General features: G+C 72.0%; 18 protein-coding genes and 1 pseudogene. 10 read left to right on the forward strand and 9 right to left on the reverse strand.

Features of this window, described 5'->3' with window-relative positions; all coding sequences use genetic code 11:
• Positions 1-14: 14 nt before the first annotated feature.
• Positions 15-1,451 (reverse strand): O-antigen ligase family protein, encoded by a 1,437-nt coding sequence (locus tag RC1_RS19240; protein ID WP_012569138.1) that lies wholly within the window; start codon positions 1,449-1,451, stop codon positions 15-17.
• 189 nt (positions 1,452-1,640) lie between these two features.
• Between RC1_RS19240 and RC1_RS19245 the strand changes: the two genes are divergently transcribed.
• Entirely contained in the window at positions 1,641-2,876 is a 1,236-nt protein-coding gene (locus RC1_RS19245) for a glycosyltransferase family 4 protein (protein WP_049766773.1), read from the forward strand.
• Here RC1_RS19245 and RC1_RS20540 read toward each other — a convergent pair.
• The 3 genes from RC1_RS20540 to RC1_RS19260 form a co-directional block, all read right to left on the reverse strand.
• Entirely contained in the window at positions 2,800-3,987 is a 1,188-nt protein-coding gene (locus tag RC1_RS20540) for a glycosyltransferase family 4 protein (protein WP_012569140.1), read from the reverse strand. The two genes, RC1_RS19245 and RC1_RS20540, sit on opposite strands and share 77 nt — an antisense overlap.
• Positions 3,984-5,813: an asparagine synthase (glutamine-hydrolyzing) gene (gene asnB / locus RC1_RS19255; protein ID WP_012569141.1), complete on the reverse strand. Its 1,830-nt coding sequence runs from the start codon at positions 5,811-5,813 to the stop codon at positions 3,984-3,986. The genes RC1_RS20540 and asnB overlap by 4 nt, the downstream gene beginning before the upstream one ends.
• Before the next feature lie 64 nt (positions 5,814-5,877).
• Entirely contained in the window at positions 5,878-6,840 is a 963-nt protein-coding gene (locus RC1_RS19260; protein ID WP_012569142.1) for a UDP-glucuronic acid decarboxylase family protein, read from the reverse strand.
• Between the two features lie 195 nt (positions 6,841-7,035).
• Between RC1_RS19260 and gmd the strand changes: the two genes are divergently transcribed.
• From gmd to RC1_RS19285, 5 genes are all read left to right on the forward strand, one after another.
• Positions 7,036-8,124, forward strand: coding sequence for a GDP-mannose 4,6-dehydratase (gene gmd / locus RC1_RS19265; protein ID WP_012569143.1), 1,089 nt, complete (start codon positions 7,036-7,038; stop codon positions 8,122-8,124).
• Positions 8,121-9,095, forward strand: coding sequence for a GDP-L-fucose synthase (gene fcl / locus RC1_RS19270; protein ID WP_012569144.1), 975 nt, complete (start codon positions 8,121-8,123; stop codon positions 9,093-9,095). Before gmd ends, fcl begins: the two co-directional genes overlap by 4 nt.
• Positions 9,088-9,858 (forward strand): hypothetical protein, encoded by a 771-nt coding sequence (locus RC1_RS22385; protein WP_012569145.1) that lies wholly within the window; start codon positions 9,088-9,090, stop codon positions 9,856-9,858. The genes fcl and RC1_RS22385 overlap by 8 nt, the downstream gene beginning before the upstream one ends.
• Positions 9,859-9,917: 59 nt before the next feature.
• Complete coding sequence (galE, locus tag RC1_RS22390; RefSeq protein ID WP_234703803.1) at positions 9,918-10,955, forward strand: UDP-glucose 4-epimerase GalE; 1,038 nt, start codon at positions 9,918-9,920, stop codon at positions 10,953-10,955.
• A gap of 83 nt (positions 10,956-11,038) precedes the next feature.
• Complete coding sequence (locus RC1_RS19285) at positions 11,039-11,542, forward strand: cupin domain-containing protein (RefSeq protein WP_012569147.1); 504 nt, start codon at positions 11,039-11,041, stop codon at positions 11,540-11,542.
• Positions 11,543-11,605: 63 nt separating this feature from the next.
• On the opposite strand, the gene cydX is transcribed toward RC1_RS19285, so the two are convergent.
• Genes cydX through RC1_RS19300 form a run of 3 tightly spaced genes read right to left on the reverse strand, consistent with a single transcriptional unit; the run spans position 11,606 to position 14,498 of the window.
• The gene (gene cydX / locus RC1_RS21045; RefSeq protein ID WP_234703804.1) at positions 11,606-11,740 is read right to left on the reverse strand and encodes a cytochrome bd-I oxidase subunit CydX; all 135 of its coding nucleotides are present in this window, start codon (positions 11,738-11,740) and stop codon (positions 11,606-11,608) included.
• A 26-nt stretch (positions 11,741-11,766) separates the two neighbouring features.
• Positions 11,767-12,921, reverse strand: a complete 1,155-nt coding sequence (gene cydB, locus RC1_RS19295; protein ID WP_012569149.1) for a cytochrome d ubiquinol oxidase subunit II — start codon at positions 12,919-12,921, stop codon at positions 11,767-11,769.
• A 5-nt stretch (positions 12,922-12,926) separates the two neighbouring features.
• Positions 12,927-14,498, reverse strand: a complete 1,572-nt coding sequence (locus RC1_RS19300) for a cytochrome ubiquinol oxidase subunit I (RefSeq protein ID WP_012569150.1) — start codon at positions 14,496-14,498, stop codon at positions 12,927-12,929.
• A 324-nt stretch (positions 14,499-14,822) separates the two neighbouring features.
• On the opposite strand from RC1_RS19300, the gene RC1_RS22585 reads away from it, so the two are divergent.
• Genes RC1_RS22585 through cydC form a run of 3 tightly spaced genes read left to right on the forward strand, consistent with a single transcriptional unit; the run spans position 14,823 to position 18,270 of the window.
• Entirely contained in the window at positions 14,823-16,118 is a 1,296-nt protein-coding gene (locus RC1_RS22585) for an ABC transporter transmembrane domain-containing protein (RefSeq protein ID WP_272912051.1), read from the forward strand.
• The gene (locus tag RC1_RS22400; protein WP_234703907.1) at positions 16,076-16,585 is read left to right on the forward strand and encodes an ATP-binding cassette domain-containing protein; all 510 of its coding nucleotides are present in this window, start codon (positions 16,076-16,078) and stop codon (positions 16,583-16,585) included. The genes RC1_RS22585 and RC1_RS22400 overlap by 43 nt, the downstream gene beginning before the upstream one ends.
• Entirely contained in the window at positions 16,582-18,270 is a 1,689-nt protein-coding gene (cydC, locus tag RC1_RS19310) for a thiol reductant ABC exporter subunit CydC (protein WP_012569151.1), read from the forward strand. Before RC1_RS22400 ends, cydC begins: the two co-directional genes overlap by 4 nt.
• Before the next feature lie 4 nt (positions 18,271-18,274).
• Here cydC and RC1_RS19315 read toward each other — a convergent pair whose 3' ends face one another.
• On the reverse strand, positions 18,275-18,667 hold the full coding sequence (locus RC1_RS19315; RefSeq protein ID WP_012569152.1) for a hypothetical protein: 393 nt from the start codon (positions 18,665-18,667) through the stop codon (positions 18,275-18,277).
• A gap of 59 nt (positions 18,668-18,726) precedes the next feature.
• On the opposite strand from RC1_RS19315, the gene RC1_RS20545 reads away from it, so the two are divergent.
• Positions 18,727-19,146, forward strand: coding sequence for a hypothetical protein (locus tag RC1_RS20545; protein WP_049766774.1), 420 nt, complete (start codon positions 18,727-18,729; stop codon positions 19,144-19,146).
• Here the strand turns inward: RC1_RS20545 and RC1_RS22665 are convergent.
• A pseudogene (locus RC1_RS22665) lies at positions 19,095-19,532 on the reverse strand (TetR/AcrR family transcriptional regulator); the annotation flags it as partial. The gene RC1_RS20545 and the pseudogene RC1_RS22665 overlap by 52 nt on opposite strands.
• Between the last annotated feature and the right edge of the window lie 111 nt (positions 19,533-19,643).

Genomic DNA, 19,643 nt, shown 5'->3' on the forward strand with positions numbered 1-19,643 from the left:
CCCGTGGCGGGCCGTCATGACGGGTCCCGGGAGCTGCGGGACTGGGCATGGCCCATCCCGAGCAGGGCCGCGCAGGTGGCCGCGACCGCGGGCATCTGAAGGCTGAAATCCACCAGGGAGTGGACGGCGACCACCGTCACGGCGGCCGCGGCGGCACCAGGGCAGGCCCAGTCGCGTCGGCGCGTCACGCTGCCCCGGACGCAGCGGATCGCCACCGCCGCGATGCTGCCCCACAGCACCAGGGCCGCTGGTATCCCCAGACCCAGCATGCCTTCCAGATAGTCGTTGTGCCCCCGGTCAACGCTCAGCAGGGGGGCGTTGCCGGACAGCGCCAGGGCCGCCTGCCGGTCAAGGAACAGACTGAAGGTCTGCTCGAAGGCGCCCATGCCGTACCCGACCAGGGGCGAGCTGGCGATCGCCCGCAGCATCACCGTGTTGTAGATCTCGCGTGCCTGGACCGCTCCTTCGTTGACGATCCGGAAGATCGTGCCCTCTCCGCCGATCTGGAGCATGACCGTCAGGCCGACGAGCCCGCAGAGCAGCAGCAGGGCACGCAGCAGTCCCGTCCGGCGCCGGGCCCGGGCGCAGAGCAGGATGGCGACGGCCGAACCTGCCGCCGCCGCCGCCAGACCGCCGCGGGAATGGCTCATCAGAATCCCCGACAGCAGAACGACGGCAGCGGCCAGAAGGATCAGTCCGTAGGTGCCGGCGCGCTCCACCATGCCCAGGAGCGCCAGCCGCCGGGTGTCCGGGTCGGTCCAGGCTTCGCTCAGCTTGCCGACCAGCAGCGCCAGGGTGCTGACCAGCCCCAGCGCAGCGAAGCAGGCGAAGGAGTTGCGGTTGACGAAGGTCGATGCGACGTCGTCGTGGTAGGCCCAGCGTTCCATCCAGAGGATGCGGTTGTCCAGGAACAGATAGGTAGCGATTCCGTAGACGGCATAGAAAAGGCAGCCGGCCACCACGGCCGCCAGCAGCCTGTGGGCGTTGCGGCGGTTGCGGCAGAGCTGGGCGGAGACGAAGAAGATCGCGGCGCAGGCCGCGAGCATGCCCGCCGACCGGATCGTCGCATCCGGGGCCAGCGAGATGCGGTGGCCGATATCCCGTCCCAGAATCGCTCCCGTTTCCGCCCAGAGCGGGTGCGCGATCGCCTCCGGCCAGACGGGAAGCGCCTGGAGCACCGCCCACAGGGCGACAGCCGCCACGGCCAGGGCCGGTCCGGTGCCATGCGGCCACAGCCCTCCCTCTCTTCCGGAGCCCCTTAGGGACAGGAGCGTCCAGCCCGCCAGAAGCGCGCCTGCCGCCATGACGAACAGGTTCGCGGCCCAGGGGCGCGCCCCGCCGAACGGCAGGGGCAGCGTGAGCAGCAGCAGAAGCAGCAGGGCCAGCAGAATCCTGCCGCCTGGCGGCGGGACGGTCCGGTCCGGCGAGGGAAGCGAGGAGGTGCTGGTCATGGCGACCCGGTCCGTCCGGAGAGGGGGCTGTCCGGGCCGGGGGCAACCCGGCCGCGGTCGATGATAAGACTTGCCAAGTGTCGGGGGCGCAGTCAAACAGACAGAACAGACAAAGGAACGGGCCGGCTGCGCCTGTCAGGGGCGGACCGCCTGAATCCTGAAGGAAAGATCCTGAAGGAAAGACGCGGCATGACGACCGCTCAGGGGGTTCCCCCTCTTCGGACCCGCGCCGGGCGGCCGGTTCGTCTTGCCTATGTCGTCACGCATCCGATCCAGTATCAGGCCCCCCTGCTGCGGCGGGTCGCCGCCCGTCCGGACATCGACCTGACGGTCTTCTTCCAGAGCGACCTGTCCGTCAGGGGCTGTGTCGATCCCGGCTTCGGACGCCCCGTCACCTGGGACGTGCCGCTGCTGGAGGGATACCGCCACGAATTCCTGCCGGCCCTCGGCGGCACCGACCGGGTGGATGTGCTGCGCCCCTGGAGCTACGGCCTCTGGCGGCGCCTCCTGCGGGGGCGGTTCGACGTGCTCTGGGTCCATGGCTATGGCCGGCCCTACAACATCGGCGCCATCGCTGCCGCGAGGGTGCTGGGCCTGAAGGTTCTGCTGCGGGATGAGGCGACCTCCCTCAGCCGTGCCCGCTCTCCGGCCCGGCAGGCGGCGAAAAGGCTCTTCTTCGCCCTGCTGTCCCGGGCGGTGACGGCCTTTCTCGCCATCGGCAGCCTGAACCGCGACTATTACCGGGAGCACGGCATCGCTGCGGACCGGATCTTTCCGGTTCCCTATGCCGTCGACAACGAGTTCTTCCGACAGCGGGTCGCGGCCGCGCGGCCGGACCGGGAGGTGCTGCGGGCGCGGCTCGGGCTGCCGCCGGACCGGCCCGTCATCCTCTTCGCCTCCAAGTTCGAGCCCCGCAAGCGGGCGCGCGACCTGCTGGAGGCAGTCCGGCGCCTGCCGGCCCTGCTGCCGCCGGACCGTCTGCCGGTCCTGCTCTACATCGGGGACGGTGAGGAGCGCGCGGCCCTTGAGCACGGCGCGGCCGGGCTCCCCCATGTCCATTTCCTCGGCTTCCGGAACCAGTCCGAACTGCCTGCCTTCTTCGATCTCTGCGATGTCTTCGTGCTGCCCTCGGTGGACGAACCCTGGGGGCTGGTCGTCAACGAGGCCATGAACGCTGGCCGCGCCATCGTCGTCTCCGACAGGGTCGGTTGCGGTCCGGACCTGGTGCGCGACGGGGAGAACGGGCGGGTCTTCCCGGCCGGCGATCCGGACGCCCTTGCCCGGGCGCTGGCCGGAATCCTGCACGATCCGGCGCGCATGGCCGCCATGGGGGCGGCCGGTCTCCGCATCATCGAGGACTGGGGGTTCGAGCAGGATCTGCGGGGTCTGCTGGCTGCCCTGGAATACGCCCTCGGACGCCGCTGACCGGATGTGCCGCCCCGCTGCCGCCGGGAGCCAGGGCCTCCAGCAGGGCATGGACCCGGACGGCATAGGCGGGGAAGCCGAACCGCTCCAGGTCCTGCGGCACGGCTCCCTTCGGTCGGGTGAGGCCGGCCAGGACAGCGCGGCGGAGGTCCGCCGGGTTCCGGGGATCGGCAAGCTCGCCTGGCATCCCGTCCGCGACCACTTCCTGCGACCCGTCCAGCCGGCTGGCGACGACCGGGAGGCCACAGGCCATGGCCTCCACCAGAACCAGCCCGAATCCCTCCCCGGAGCCGCACAGGACGAACAGGTCGGCCAGACGGTAATGGTCGGCCTTCTCCGCCTCCGGTACGAAGCCCGTGAACACGACCCTGTCCCCCAGGCCCAGCCCGCGGGCCTTGCCCTCCAGCCGGGGCCTGTCATCGCCGTCGCCGACGATCAGGTAGGCGAGATCCGGCCTCTCCCGCAGCAGGGTCGGCAGCAGGTCCAGCAGCTCGTCGATGCCCTTGTAGCGTTCCAGCGCGGACAGCCGCGCCAGCGTCATCAGGACCGTCCTGCCGCGCAGACCGTAGCGGTCCAGCAGTTCCGGCCGGGGCGGCCCCGGCGCGAAACGGGACAGATCCAGGGCGTTCGGCAGCACATGCAGTCTTCCGTCCGCCAGCCCTGACCAGGACTGGAGCCTGCGCGCCGTGAAGGCGCTGACCGCGACGGCATGGTCCACCCGGCGCACCAGCCCGTCCACCGGCCACCGGCCGGTCGGCTGCCAGGCATCCACCCCATGCACCATCAGGACCGTCGGGATGCGCCGGCCGCGGCGCAGGAGGGCGGCCGCGGGCAGCAGGTTGACATGGCCGCAGAGGATCAGGTCCGGACGCGGGGCGGTCAGGGTCTCCCGCAGCACCGCGCCCAGATAGGCCGCGGCACCGCTGCCGCGGACGGGCCGGTGCCGGACCCGCTCCGGCACCGGGGCTTCCGGTGGCGGGGCGCGGCGCGGCAGGACGACGATCTCCGCGACGCCGGGATGCCGGGCCAGGGCCGAGAGCAGCAGCCGGTTCACCGCGGCGATGCCGCCGATCCCGCCGAAGGCTTCGTGGAGCAGGACATGCAGTCTCATCCGTCCGACCATTCCGCCAGCACCCGCCGGGCCCAGCCGCGCAGCCCCCTGTCCGGCTGCCTTCTGTCCGTCGCTTCCCCCGGCCGCATCCCGCGCAGCCAGTCGTGCAGCGGAACGAAGAAGCCGGACTTGGGTCTGTCCAGGATCGGGCGGGGCAGCGGGAGCGGGGCGGACTCCGCCATCGCGCGTTTGGATGGCCGTGCCGGCCGTACCAGGACGGGGGCCAGCCGCCCGAGCAGTGCCGTGTCCACCAACGGAACCCGGAGTTCGAGCCCGTGCGCCATGCTGGCCCAGTCCGCATCGCGCAGGAGCTGGTTGCGCATGTACCAGGTCGCCTCCAGCGCCGCGACCTGCACCCAGGGGTCCCGCAGCCCGGCGACGGTCCGGCGCAGGGCTGTCCGCGCCTCCAGCTCCGCCCACCCGTCCCGCGCCGCTTCGGGTCCCAGGATGTCCGGCAGTTCCCAGGGCATGTAGAGCGCCCGGCGCAGCAGGTAGGCATCGCTGACGGAGGTGCCGTATTCCAGCAGTCCCGCATATTTGGGGGAGGTGAAGCGGCGGAGGAGCGGGGCCGCCAGCCGCCGGAAGCCGATCCCCGCGGGCCGCAGGCCAGCGAGCGGCCCCAGCCGTGCGGCAAGGCGGGGAACGTCCCGGAAACTCGGATAGGTGCCGAACAGCTCGTCCCCGCCCAGGCCGGAGAGCGCCACCTTGATCCCGGCCCGGGCCGCGGCGCGGCTGACGTAATAGACGTTCACCCCGTCCGTGCTGGGCTGGTCCATGGCCCGGAGCAGCCCCTCCAGATCGCCCGCGAAGTCGTTGGCGGAAACCCGCAGATGATGGTGGCGGGTGCCCAGGGCGCGTGCCGCCTCGGCCGCCAGGGGGGCTTCGTCGGCCGGCGTTCCCTCCAGCCGGTCGAAGGACACGGTGACCGTGTCCACGACGGCGCCGGCCGCTGCTGCCCTGCCCGCTGCTGCGGCGTAGGAGGCGAGGGTGCAGGAATCGAGTCCGGCGGAGAGGAAGACCGCCACCGGCACGTCGGCGACCAGATGGTGGCGGACCGTGTCCTCCAGGGCTTCCCGCAGTGCCCCCGGCCCCGCAGCATCCCCTGGCGGCCTTTCCGCCTCTGCCTCCGCCAGGACCGTCTCCAGCGACCAGAAGCGCCGGGGCGGGCCGACCCCGGAGCGGTCGATCCAGAGACTCGATCCAGGCGGAACGGGAACGATGTCACGGACGATGGTGAACGGTTCCGGCACGGCCCCCCAGAGCAGGAAGCCGGCGGCGCCGGCCGGGTGGATCCGCCGGGGCACCGCTCCGCCGGCCAGGATCGCCTTCACCTGGGAGGCGAGACGGACGGTGCCGCCGCGGTCGCACAGATAGAGCGGCTTGATGCCATGGCCGTCCCGGGCCACGAGCATGCCCTGGCGCGCCTCGTCCCACAGGGCGAACGCGAACATCCCCCGCAGCCGGGGCAGCATGGCCGCACCATGGCGGGCATAGAGGTGCAGCAGCACCTCCGTGTCGCTCCGGCTGCGCAGGACGACGCCGGCGTCGATCAGCTCGGCACGGAGGTCCTGATGGTTGTAAATCTCCCCGTTGAAGACGAGGTGCAGCCGTCCGTCGGCGGAAGCCATGGGCTGCCGCCCGGCATCGGACAGGTCGATGATGGCAAGGCGGCGGTGGCCCATTCCGATCCGGCCGTCCGGGTGGCGCCATACGCCCTGCCCGTCCGGCCCCCGGGCCGCCATGGCATCCGTAATGGCCTCCAGCTCCACCTCCGACACCCGTGAGGCGGCGGGATCGTAGGCGAAGACGGCGGCTATTCCGCACATGGCTGGCCGATGCGCCCCCTGCCGATGCGCCCCCTGCCGATACGCCCCCTGCCCGGTCCGCCGCTCATCCCGGCTCGGCCTCGGCCAGCAGGGTGGCGAAGTAGCGGATCGTCCGCTCCAGCCCCTCCCGCAGCGGTACCCGCGGTTCCCAGCCGAGAAGGGTGCGCGCCCGCGTGATGTCGGGGCAGCGCTGCATCGGGTCGTCCACCGGCAGCGGCCGGTAGACCAGTTCCGAGCGGGAGCCTGTCAGCCCGATCACCTGGTCCGCCAGCTCCCGGATCGTGAATTCGCCGGGATTGCCGAGATTGACCGGCCCCGTGGTGCCCTCCGGCGCCTGCATCAGCCGGACGATGGCGTCGATCAGGTCATCGACATAGCAGAAGGAGCGCGTCTGGCGGCCATCGCCCTGGATCGTGATCGGTGCGTTCCGCAGGGCCTGGACGATGAAGTTCGACACCACCCGCCCGTCGTTCGGATGCATCCGGGGACCGTAGGTGTTGAAGATGCGCGCCACGCGGATATCGACTCCGTGCTGGCGGTGGTAGTCGAAGAACAGCGTCTCCGCGCAGCGTTTGCCCTCGTCGTAGCAGGCGCGCGGGCCGATCGGGTTCACATTGCCCCGGTAATCCTCCGACTGCGGATGCTGGTCGGGGTCGCCATAGACCTCCGACGTGGACGCCTGGAAGATCCGTGCGCGCAACCGCTTGGCGAGGCCCAGCATGTTGATGGCGCCATGCACGGAGGTCTTCGTCGTCTGCACCGGATCGTTCTGGTAATGCACCGGGGACGCCGGACAGGCGAGATTGTAGATCTCATCCACCTCGACGTAGAGCGGAAAGGTAACGTCGTGGCGGAGCAGTTCGAAGCGCGGGTGGCCCAGCAGATGCGCGATGTTGTCCTTGGTGCCCGTGAAGAAGTTATCGACACAGATCACATCGTTGCCGTCCGCGATCAGGCGGTCGCAGAGATGCGAGCCGAGGAAGCCCGCTCCCCCCGTCACCAGAACCCGTGCCCGCGCCCGTTTCATCGACCATGTCCTCGTTGCCAGCAGTTCCTGGGGGGAAATTACCACTTCGGAGCGGGGGGCGTGAACCCTCGATCAGATGCCGTCAGGCCCGCCGCTTGTCTTTGCCTATGAAGTCATCGGTTTGACTGTCCCTTCCGGATAGCGCATATTTTACACATTGTGGGTCGGTGGCGATTCACAGATGGAGTGTTCGTGATGGGGCCGAAGACGTCTGGCGGACCGAAGAAGGCTCTGATCTTCGGCGTTACCGGCCAGGACGGCTCCTACCTTGCGGAATTCCTGCTGGAGAAGGGGTACACGGTCCATGGCGTGAAGCGCCGGTCCTCGTCCTTCAATACGGGGCGGGTGGACCATCTCTACCGCGACCCGCATGAAGGTCCGACGCGCTTCTTCCTGCACCATGGCGACCTGACCGACGCGACCAACCTGATCCGGCTGGTCCAGGAGATCCGGCCGGACGAGATCTACAATCTCGGCGCCCAGTCGCACGTCCAGGTCAGTTTCGAGGTGCCGGAATACACCGCCAACGCCGATGCGGTCGGCGTGCTGCGGCTGCTGGAGGCCATCCGCATCCTGGGCATGGCCGACACGGTGCGCTTCTACCAGGCCTCCACGTCGGAGCTGTACGGCAAGGTGCAGGAGACGCCGCAGCGGGAGACGACGCCCTTCTACCCGCGCAGTCCCTACGGTGCGGCCAAGCTCTACGCCTACTGGATCACGGTGAACTACCGTGAGGCTTACGGCATGCACGCCTCCAACGGCATCCTGTTCAACCATGAGAGCCCGCGCCGGGGCGAGACCTTCGTCACCCGCAAGATCACCCGCGCCGTGGCGGCGATCGAGCACGGCCTGCAGGAACGCCTCTATCTCGGCAACCTGGACGCCCGGCGCGACTGGGGCCATGCGCGCGACTATGTCGAGGGCATGTGGCTGATGCTCCAGCAGGACCGGCCCGACGACTATGTGCTGGCGACCGGCCAGACCCGGTCGGTGCGCGAGTTCGTGGAGCGCGCCTTCGCCATCGTCGGGCGGCAGATCGTCTGGCGCGGTGCGGGCGTGGAAGAGATCGGCGTCGATGCCCGGACCGGACAGGCGCTGGTCGGCATCGACCCGCGCTACTTCCGGCCGACGGAGGTGGAGCAGTTGCTGGGCGATCCGGCCAAGGCGCGGGAGCGGCTGGGCTGGACATACCGGACCGGCTTCGACGAACTGGTCCGGGAGATGGTCGAGGCTGACCTCGCCGCCGTCCGCCAGGGTGCCGCGCCGGAACTGGAGCCGACATGACGGTGCCGGCCATGCAGGGCGTGGATTTCCGTCTCCAGGGCCGCCGGGTCTGGGTGGCCGGCCACCGCGGCATGGTCGGCTCCGCCGTGGTGCGCCGTCTGGCGGCGGAGGACTGCGAGACCCTCACCGTCGGGCGCGACCGGCTGGACCTGCGCGACGGGGCGGCGGTGGAGCGCTGGCTGGCGGAGACCCGGCCCGAGGTGGTGGTGCTGGCGGCCGCCCGGGTCGGCGGCATCCTCGCCAATGCCCGCCAGCCGGCCGATTTCCTCTACGACAACCTCGCCATCGCCGGCAGCGTGATCCATGCCGCCTTCCGCCAGGGGGTGGCGAAGCTGCTGTTCCTGGGCTCCTCCTGCATCTACCCCAAGCTGGCGCCGCAGCCGATCCCGGAGACGGCCCTGCTGACCGGGCCGCTGGAGCCGACCAACGAGGGATACGCCATCGCCAAGATCGCCGGCATCAGGCTGTGCGAGGCCTACCGGCGGCAGCACGGCTGCGACTTCATCTCGGCGATGCCGACCAACCTCTACGGCCCGAACGACAATTTCCACCCGGAGAACAGCCACGTCCTGCCGGCCCTGCTGCGCAAGGTGCATGAGGCGAAGGCCGCGGGGCGGGAGACGGTGGAACTCTGGGGCAGCGGCCGGCCGCGGCGGGAGTTCCTGCATGTGGACGATCTGGCAGATGCCTGCGTGCATCTGCTGCGGCACTGGTCGGATGAGCGGACGGTCAATGTCGGCACCGGCACGGACATCGCCATCGCCGAACTGGCGGCGCTGATTGCCGAGGTGGTCGGCTGGCACGGGCGCTTCGTCTACGACCCGACGAAGCCGGACGGCACGCCGCGAAAGCTGCTGGACGTGTCCCGCCTGACCGCACTGGGCTGGACCGCCCGCATCCCCCTGCGCGACGGCATCGCCGCCACCAGCCGCTGGTATCTGGAGAATGCCGGGGAGTTGCGCCATGGTTAGGACGGACGGTGCCGGGGGACTGTCCCCGACCGGGCACGGGGCCGGGCTCCGCCGCTCCCCCCTCAGGCGCTGGCGCCGGTATCTGCTGCCGGCGGTGCTGCTGCTGCTCGCCCTGCCACCGGCACTGGACGCCGGCCGGCGGCTGCCCGCTTCGCTCGCCGGGGTGCAGGCGGAGGCGCTGACCGCGACCTGGAAGGCGACCGGAGCCGACGCCGACTGGGAGGCGGCACTGGCAGCCCGGGAGCGGCAGCTCACATGGTTCCCGGACCCGGTGGCGCAGCAGCGCACTGCCCGGCTGCTGCTGGACCGGGCCATGCAGACCGGGGGACGGACCGGCATGGCGGCCCCGTTGCTGGAGCGGGCCCGGCTTCTGGCGGAGGCCAGCCTCTCCCGAGGACCCGCCGACGGCCGGGTCTGGGCCCTGCTGGCTCATCTTTCTTTCCTGCGGGAGGACGATCCGTTCCGGACCGTGGATCTGCTCAGGCTCTCGATCCTCACCAGTCCCGCCGACCCCGGTCTTGCATTCTGGCGGGTCGATCTGGCGCTGCGCCTGCGCCCCTACTGGGGCGAGACGGTGGAGGAGCTGCTGCAGGAGCAGTTCCGGCTGGCCTTCGCCTGGGCGGAGCGGGATTTCGTCACCCTGGTCCTGGACCGGGATGCGCTGCTGGCGGTGCAGCAGGCATTCCCGCCCGGAGAGGCGTTGGGTCGCCGGTTCAACGAGGTCGCGGGCGATGCGGTCGTGCGCCGGCTGGCGTCCCCCTGACAGGGCGGGACCACCGCCAGGGCGGCTCTCGGTCCGCGCAAGCAAGTTTGGGGGGGCTGGTGCGCAACCTGTCGGGCGAGGTCGTGCTGGTGACCGGCGGGGCGGGATACATCGGCTCGCACACGGTCCTGGCGCTGCGGGATGCGGGTGCGGAGGCGGTGGTTCTGGACGATCTCTCGACGGGGGTGCGGGAGGCGGTTCCGGCGGGCGTGGCGTTCGAGCCGGGCTCGACCCTGGATCGGGAGGGGCTGCTGCGGCTGCTGCGCCGGTACGGGGTGACGTCGGTGATGCACTTCGCGGCGAGCCTCATTGTCCCGGACTCGGTGGCGCGCCCGCTGGCCTATTACCGCAACAACGTGGCGGGCTGCCTCGCGCTGGCGGAGGCCTGCGCCGAAGCCGGGATCGGACGGCTGATCTTCTCGTCCACCGCGGCGGTCTATGGCGAGCCCGCGGCGGTGCCGGTGGCGGAGACGGCGCCGGCCCTGCCGCTGACACCCTATGGTGCCTCCAAGCTGATGGCCGAGCGCATCCTGGCGGACGCGGCGGCGGCGCACGGGCTGGATCTGGCGGTGCTGCGCTATTTCAACGTGGCCGGGGCCGACCCGCGGGGCCGGGCCGGGCAGCGCACGCGGTCCGCCACGCATCTGGTCAAGGTGGCGGCCGAGGTCGCGGCGGGGCGGCGGCCCGTCCTGGAGATCTACGGCACCGACTACCCGACGCCGGACGGGACCTGCGTGCGCGACTACATCCATGTCGCGGATCTGGTGGAAGCGCACCTGCTCCTGCTGGGGCATCTGCGCCGCGATGGCGGCCGGCATCTGGTGAATGTGGGCTATGGGCGAGGTTTCTCGGTGCGCGAGGTGGTGCGGGCCGTGGAACGGGCGGCGGGGCGGCCGTTGCCCCTGCGGGAGGCCGGCCGGCGGCCGGGCGATGCCGCCCGCCTCGTGGCCGATGCCACCCTGCTGCGCGACCGCTACGGCTGGCGTCCCTCTTACGACGACATCGACACCATCGTCCGCTCTGCCCTCGACTGGGAGCGCACCCTCGATGCCGCGCCGTCAGATGGCCGCCCCCGGCCTGCTGCCGGCCCCGGCTGACGCCTTTGCGCCGATGTCAGTCGCGGTCGCAGGAGATACGATCCGGGGTGTTCCAGCACGGTTCCGTCACGGGAAGGATGTCCATGAGCCCCGCCGCCCCATCGCTCCGCGACCGCCTGATCCGCAATCTGGACGAGATTCCCAAGGCGCACCGGATCCGCGGAACGCGGGTCGAGAGCCTGTGGGCCCGGCTGGCGGAGGGCACGGCGGCTCGCAAGCTCGGCGCCACGGTGGACATCGTGCCGCCGGGCAAGCTCTCCTGCCCCTACCATCTCCACCACGCGCAGGAGGAGATGTTCGTGATCCTGGCCGGCAGCGGCACCCTGCGGGTGGCGGGTGAGATGATCCCCGTGAAGGCGGGGGACGTGATCTTCATTCCGCCCGGTGCGGAGTATCCGCACCAGATCCTCAACACCTCCGACGCGCCGTTGAAATACCTCTCCGTCAGCACCCAGGAGGACCCGGAGATCTGCGAGTATCCGGATTCCGGCAAGTTCATGGCGGAAGCCGGCCTCGCCACCTCCCGCCCGTTCGAGGCCATCCACCGCCAGGGCACCGGCGTCGATTACTGGGACGGGGAGGCGTAGCCGGCGGCGTCCGTCCTCCCCGTCCTTCTCTGTTCCTCCGTGCTTGTCGGCTTCCGACCCGCCCTAGAAAGCGTCCGGGTCGGGCTGGCCGCGGGCGGCGTCCTCCCGCAGTTCGAACCAGAGCCCGTTCAGCACGGCGAAGACGACGGCCAGGGGCAGGCCGAGGAGCCAGGCGAAATACCACATCGTTTCCTCCATCCGTTCCGGGGCCGCGGGCGCGCGGCTCAGTAGTGGTGCCCGTCCTCGCGCAGGATCGCGGCTTCGTCCACCTTGCCGCGGAGCACCCGGTAGACCCAGGCGGTGTAGGCCAGGATCAGCGGCAGGAAGATCGCCGTCGCCACCAGCATGATGAACAGGGTCCGGTGCGAGGACGAACTGTCCCAGATCGTCAGGCTGGAGCGCGGGTCCAGCGAGGAGGGCAGCACGAACGGGAACAGCGTGATGCCGACCGTCGTGATGATGGCGAAGATCGAGAGGCCGGAGGCCAGCAGGGTCAGCCGCTCCAGCCGGGCCCGCAGCCCCGCCGCCGCGGCCAGCGCCCCCGCGATCCCCAGGGCCGGCACCAGGACCAGCCAGGGGCGGGCGGCGTAGTTGGCGAACCAGGCCCCGGCATCGTGCGCCACCTCCTTCAACAGCGGGTTCGACGGTCCGTCGGTGACCGCCGTGCCGACAAGGCGGTAGCCGTCGATCCAGAGCCACAGCGCCAGCCCGCCCAGCGCGAACAGGACCGCCGTGGCAAGGGCGGCGGCGGTGCCGTAGTCGCGGGCGCGGCGGGCGACGCAGCCGTCCGTCTTGAGCGCCAGCCAGGCGGCGCCGTGCATGGCGAGCATCGCCACGGAGACGAGGCCGCAGAGCAGGGCGAAGGGGTTCAGCAGGCCGAAGAAGCCGCCCTCGTAGAACGCCCGCAGGTCGGCATCCAGCCGGAACGGCACGCCCTGGAGCACATTGCCCACGGCCACCCCGAACACCAGCACCGGCACGAAGCCGCCGATGAACAGGGCCCAGTCCCAGCCCTCCCGCCAGCGCGGCTCCGGGCGCTTGGAACGGTACTTGAACCCGACCGGCCGCAGGATCAGCGCCGCCAGCACCACGTACATGGCGAGATAGAAGCCGGAGAAGGACACGGCATAGAGCGGCGGCCACGCGGCGAAGATGGCGCCGCCGCCCAGGATGAACCAGACCTGATTGCCTTCCCAGACGGGGCCGACGGAATTGATGGCGACACGCCGTTCCAGGTCGTTGCGGGCGACGAAGGGCAGCAGCATGCCGACGCCCATGTCGAACCCGTCGGTCGCGGCGAAGCCGATCAGCAGGATACCCAGCAGCACCCACCAGATCAGGCGCAGGGTCGTGTAGTCGATGAGGGTGTAGAGTTCCATGGCCGTCACTCCCCCGCCGGCGCCGACTGCCAGGACCCGGCTCGCGGCGGTTCCTCCGCCGGGCCGGAGCGGATGGCGCGCAGCATCAACGCGATCTCGATCACGAACAGGGTGCCGTAGAGCAGGGTGAAGCCGGCCAGCGTCAGCATAACCTCGCCGACGCCCAGCGAGGACACGGCCACGGCCGTCGGCAGCACGCCCTCGATGATCCAGGGCTGGCGGCCCACCTCGGCGACGATCCAGCCCAGCTCCGCCGCGATCCAGGGCAGCGGGATGGCGAAGACGGCGACCCACAGCAGCCAGCGCGGGGACCCCAGCCGGTTGCGCACCATCTGCCAGAAGAAGGCCGTCATCAGGACGATGAAGAAGAAGCCGAGCCCGACCATGATGCGGAAGCTCCAGAACAGCGTGGCGACCGGCGGCACCAGATCCCAGGCCGCCGCCTCGATCTGCTCGGGCGTCGCCTGCCGCGGATCGTCCACATACTGGAGCAGCAGCAGCGCGTGGCCGAGATTGGCGACGTTGGCGGCGAAGGCCTCGCGCACCGCCGGATCGGCGGCGTCCGGCCCGCCGGCAGCGCGGATCGACTGGAGCGCGTCATAGGCCAGGATGCCGTTCTCGATCCGGGTCCGGCCGTGCGCCACCAGATCGGCGATGCCCGGCACCTCGGTATCCAGCGAGCGCGTGGCGATCAGCCCCAGCGCGGCCGGCACCTCCACCAGATGGTCGGTCGTCCGCGACTCCTGGTCGGGGAACCCGATGATGGTCAGGGGGGCCGGCGGCGTCTCCGTCTCCCAGATACCCTCGATCGCCGCCAGCTTCATCCGCTGGTGCTCGGTGGCGACATAGCCGCTCTCATCCCCCAGCACGACGACGGAGAAGGAGGAGAGCAGGCCGAAGGACGCGGCCACGGCCATCGAGCGGCGGGCCAGGGCGACATGGCGGCCCTGCAGGAGATACCACGCCGAGACGCCCAGGACGAAGACCGAGGCGGTGACGTAGCCGGCAGAGACGGTGTGGACGAACTTCGCCTGGGCCACCGGGTTGAACAGCACGGCGGCGAAGCTCTCCACCTCCATGCGCATGGTCTCGGGGTTGAACACGGCCCCCACCGGGTTCTGCATCCAGCCGTTGGCGATCAGGATCCAGAGTGCCGACAGGTTGGAACCGATCGCCACCGCCCAGGTGGCGGCCAGATGCTGGACCCGCGTCATCCGGTCCCAGCCGAAGAAGAACAGGCCGACGAAGGTTGCTTCCAGGAAGAAGGCCATCAGGCCTTCGATCGCCAGCGGCGCCCCGAAAATGTCGCCCACATAGTGGCTGTAGTAGCTCCAGTTCATGCCGAACTGGAATTCCATGGTGATTCCCGTCGCCACCCCGACTACGAAGTTGATCCCGAACAGCGTGCCCCAGAACTGCGTCATCCGGCGCCAGATGGGGCGCCCGGTGAGGACGTATACCGTCTCCATGACGGCGAGCAGGACCGACAGACCAAGTGTCAGCGGAACGAACAGGAAGTGATAGAGTGCGGTCGCGGCGAACTGCAGCCGGGACAGGGAGACGATGTCGAATTCCATGGCGATGCCGCCGGAGAAGCCCGGCCTCCCTGAAAGCGTGGGGTCCCGTCGCCTGGACGGGGCCGGCGCACCGCTGGCCGTTCCCTGGACGCCGTTCCGCAGGCATAGTGCCGGCGGTGAACGGCGGCCGGGCACCCGGTGCCCCGGCAGAATGGACCGGGAGATCGGGCATCGGTTCCTTGCGGATTGTCAATGCGCCGCAATGCAGCACGGGCCAGGGGTCTGAAGACAGGGGCGGGAAACCTTGCTAACTCTGAAGATACGAAACTACCGCATGGCTGCCCTGACGGGGCGGTGTAAATCCCGTTGTCCGTGAGCGCCGACATGCCCCGCTCCCATATTCCGCGTGACGGCGGTCCGCGGCAGCCCGAGTCGTCGCCGCTCTCCGGCGGACCCGGCACCGAAGATGCCGCTGCTCCGGCCGCGGCCTCCGCAAAGGCGTCCAGGCGGACCCGCCGTCCGGCCTGGGCCGCCGAACCCGCCCTGCGCCGGGCCGCCTGGCTCCAGGCCGGGGCAGCGCTGCTCTGGCTGCCGCAGGCCTGGCTGCTGGCGCGCGCGCTCGGCACCCTGGTCGCCGGCGGCACGGGCGTGGCGGCCGTGGCCACGGAGGCGGGCCTGGTCCTGCTGCTCGGCCTCGTGCGGGCCGTGCTCGACATCTATGGCGGGCGGCTGGCCTTCCGCTCGGCGCGCGACCGGCTGGGCCGCGACCGTGCCCGCGCCGTCGCCGCCCTGGCCGGGTTGCCGCCGCTGGACCCCGGCCGCCCGGCCGCCGGTGCGGCCGCCGCGCTGGTGACCGAACAGGCCGAGGCCGTTCTGGCCTACTGGCACCGCTTCCGGCCGGCCAAGCTGCGCGTCGTCCTGGTCGGGCCCTTCATCCTGCTGGCGGTGGGCTGGGTCTCCTGGCTCGCGGCCCTGCTGCTGCTGCTGACGGCGCCGCTGATCTTCCTGTTCATGGCCCTGATCGGCTGGCGGGCGAAGGCGGCCAGCGAGGCCCGGCTGGCCGAGGTCGCGGACATGCACGGCCTGCTGCTGGACCGGCTGCGCGGCCTGCCGACGATCCGTGCCCTGGGGGCGGTGGAGGCGGCGGCCCTGCGCCTGCGCTCCCTGTCCGATACGGTGCGCCGGCGCACCATGGCGGTGCGCATCGCCTTCCTCTCCTCCACGGTGCTGGAGCTGTTCTCCGCCCTGGGGGTGGCGATGGTGGCCGTCTATGTCGGCTTCCACCTGCTGGGCGAGCTGACTTCGGCACCTGGGGCGGGACGCTCGGGCTGGAGCAGGGGCTGTTCATCCTGCTGCTGGCCCCGGCCTGGTTCGAGCCGCTGCGCGAACTGGCGACGCTCTGGCACGACCGCGCCTCGGGCGAGGCCGCCCTGGCGGCCCTGCAGAAGCTGGGGGACGGGACCGTCGCCGGACCGGCGGCCGCGTCCGACGCCGCCGGTCCGGCGTCGCCCGCCGGCGTGGCCGGCCAGCCGCCGGCGCTGGAGGTCCGCGCGCTGCGCTTCGCCCATCCCGGTGGCGTCGGCCCCGTCTTCGACGGGTTCGACCTTGCCCTGGCGCCCGGCGAGCGGGTCGCCCTGCTGGGGCCGAGCGGCAGCGGCAAGTCCACCCTGTTGGCCCTGATCGCGGGGCTGCTGCGCCCTGAGGCGGGGGAGATCCGGATCGACGGTCTGCCGATGACACCGGCCAGCGCCCCGGCGCTGCGCCACCACATCGCCTGGGTCGGGCACCGGCCGCATTTCCGCGCCGTCAGCCTGCATGCCAACGCCGCCTTCGGCCGGTCGGGGACGCTGGCGGATGCGGCCATCGCCCGGCTGCTGCCGGGGGTCGATCCGGCCCGCCGGGTGGGCGAGGGCGGGGTCGGCCTGTCGGGCGGCGAGGCGCTGCGGCTGGCGCTGGCGCGCGCCGTCGCCGATCCGGATGCCGGCCTGATCCTGGCCGACGAGCCGACGGCGCATCTGGACGCCGGCACCGCCGACGACGTGGCCGACGCCCTGCTGGCCGCGGCCGAGGGCCGGACCCTGCTTGTCGCCACCCATGACCCGCGCCTTGCCGCGCGGCTCGACCGTATCGTCAGGATCGTGCCATGACGCGCCCCGGACCGCTTGCCGCCCTGATCGCCCTCTACTGGCGCGAACGGCGCGGCACCCTGCTGGCGGCGGCGCTGCTGGCCGGACTGACCGTGCTGGCCGGGGTCGCCCTGCTGGGCCTGTCGGGCTGGTTCATCACCGCGACGGCGCTGGCCGGGGCGGCGGGGCTCGGTCTGGCCGGCCTGGACGTCTTCCGGCCGGCCGCGGCGATCCGTTTCCTGGCCGTGCTGCGGACCGGCGGGCGCTATGGCGAGCGCGTGGTCGGGCACGAGGCGACGCTGGCCCTGCTGGCGGCGCTGCGGGAACGGCTGTTCCGTGGTCTCGCCCGGCCGGAGGCGGCGCGCGCGCTGATGGCCCGGCCGGCCCGGCTCCTGTTCCGCCTGACCGTGGACGTGGACGCGCTGGACAGCCTCTATCTGCGCCTGCTGGCGCCGGCCGCGGCGGCGCTGCTGACCGTCGTGGTCGTGGGCGGCGGGCTGGCGCTGCTGGACGGGCGCCTGGGCCTCGGGCTGGTGCTGGCTTGTCTCGTCGTCGGGGTCGGCGTGCCGCTGGCCCTGCGCGGGGCGGCGGAGCGGGCGGCCCGGTCGCGGGCGGCGGCGCTGGAACTCCTGCGCCTGAGGGCCATCGACCTGATGGCCGGCCAGACCGACCTGCTGATGACCGGCCGGCTGGACGCCCAGCGGCAGTCGGTGCTGGCGGCGGAGGCGGCGCTGGCCGCGGCCGACGACCGGCTGGACCGGCTGGACCTGCGCGCGGCCCTGGCCGTCGGCGCCATCGGCGCCCTGCTGCCCGCCGCGGCCCTGGTCGCGGTCGCGGCCCTGCTGGCGCAGGAGGCTCTGACGGTGCCGCAGGCGGCGATGGTCGTGCTGCTCGCCCTGGCCGTGCTGGAGCCCTTCGGCGCCCTGCGCCGCGGCGTGCTGGAGCTGGGCCGGACCCGCTGGGCCGCCCGCCGCCTGCGCGACTGGTGGTCGCCGCCGCCCCCGGCGTCCGACCTTCCCTCTCCGCCGGAGGGATCGGCGCTGGTCCTGCGCGATGTCGGGTTCCGCCATGCCGGGGCGCCCGCACCGCTGTTCCGCGGCGTCTCGCTGACGGTGGCGGCGGGCGAGCGGGTGGCCGTCGTCGGTCCCAGCGGGGCGGGCAAGTCCACCCTGCTGGACCTGATGGCCGGGGAGCGGATACCGCAGGACGGCTATGTCCTGGCCCTGCCGCGCACCGTGCTGGGCCAGCGCACCGACCTGTTCCGCGACAGCCTGCGCGGCAACCTGCTGCTGGCCGCCCCGGACGCGGACGAGGAGACGCTCTGGCATGCCCTGGCCCAGGCCGGGCTGGACGGCTGGGTCCGTGCCCTGCCGGCCGGGCTGGACACGATGCTGGGCGAGGGCGGCACCGGCCTGTCCCAGGGGCAGGGGCGCCGGCTGGCGCTGGCCCGGCTGATCCTGCGCGGGGCGCCGCTATGGCTCCTGGACGAACCGACCGAGGGGTTGGACGGCGGCACGGCGCGCGCGGTCCTGGCCCGGCTGGCGGATGCCGCCGCCGGTCGGGCGCTGGTGCTGGTGACGCATCTCCGGCGCGAGGCGGAACTGGCCGACCGCCTGCTCCTGCTGGATGCCGACGGCCGGCTGGACGAGGTCCGCCGCGGCGATCCCGGCTTCGCCGCCGCCCTGGACCGGCTGCGCCCGGACTGAGGCGTCAGCGGGCCGGGGGCGGGGCGAGCAGCGCCAGCCGCTGCCATGCCCGGTGTGCCAACGCTTCCCGGCGCTCTGATGGTGCCAGCAGCCGGATTTCGCTCAGGGCGGCAATGCCGCAGACCGTCAGCAGGAAGCCGTCCATGCGCCGGAGCCCCTCCGGCGCATCGTCCAGCGACCGCAGCAGGTGGAAGGAGTGTGCGCCGCGGCCCAGCACCAGCGGCCCGGCCAGACCCGACAGGCTGGGATCGTGTCGGGCTGCCGCCAGCAGCTCGTCTACGGCGACGATCTCCGGGCGCAGCCCCCCGGACCCGTCCAGCAGGGTATCGACATAGCTGTCCACGGCGGCGGCGCGGGGGATCGTCCCGCCCCGCGCGCACGTGATCCAGCAGGTCATTGCGGGCGAGCAGGGCATGCTGCGCATGCTCGAACGTGGCGCGCAGGATATCGGCGCGGGTGCCGAAGCGGTTGACGGCCACCGACGTGGCCGTGCCCAGCTCCGCCGCCAGACTGCGGTGGGTGAAGCGGGCGGCGCCGTCGCGCGCGACCAGGGACACCGCCGCGGTCAGGATGCGCGCCTCCGTTGCCGTGCGGGGTGTCGGCGCCAGCGAGGCGGGGTCCGGCGTGCGCAGCGTGCGCCAGTCGCTCGCCGGCTCGGGCGGCGGCAGTCCCGCCAGCCGGCGGGCGAAGTGCCGCGCGGCCGACGCCGCGGTGGCGCCGGCGATGATCGTGCCGTTCTCCACAAGGAAGATGTCGCCCAGCGCCTGGACCGCTTCCAGGACCAGGCCGGACTGTGCGGCCGGCAGGCGGAACCGCTCCAGGACGGTGCGGACGAAGCGCCGGTCGCTCTCGTACCAGGTCCGGGCGGCCGCCTGAAGGCGCTCGTCCCGGTCGGCCTGGAGGAACAGTTCCCGCCGGATCAGGCAGGACCGGCGCTGGCGCTCCCCCCGGTGCAGGACCCAGACGGCGAACCAGTCCTCGAAATCCGCCGGGCCGGGCGCCAGCCCCGCCAGGGCCTCGGTCTCCGCCACCAGCCCTGCGTCGGCGTCGGCGGCGGCCTGCTCGAAGGCGGCCAGCACCAGCCCGTCCCGCCCCCCGAAATGGTAGCAGAGCAGCGCGGCGCTCACATCGGCGGCCCCGGAGACGGCGCGGGCGGTGGTGCCCCGCAGGCCGACCCGGGCGATCAGGTCGCCCGCCGTCTCCAGGAGCTGGGCGCGCAGGCTGGGGGCAGGGCGGCCCGCATCGGGCAGGGGATCGGTCATGGCGTCTTTCTACCCGCTCCCGAGGGCAGCGGGAATCTGAAAACGACTGTTCAGGACGCTTTCCGGGCCTCCGCCGCCCTGGTCGTCCCGATAGAGGGGGATCAAGGAAAG

The sequence above is a fragment of the Rhodospirillum centenum SW genome, assembly GCF_000016185.1.
Lineage (GTDB): Bacteria > Pseudomonadota > Alphaproteobacteria > Azospirillales > Azospirillaceae > Rhodocista > Rhodocista centena.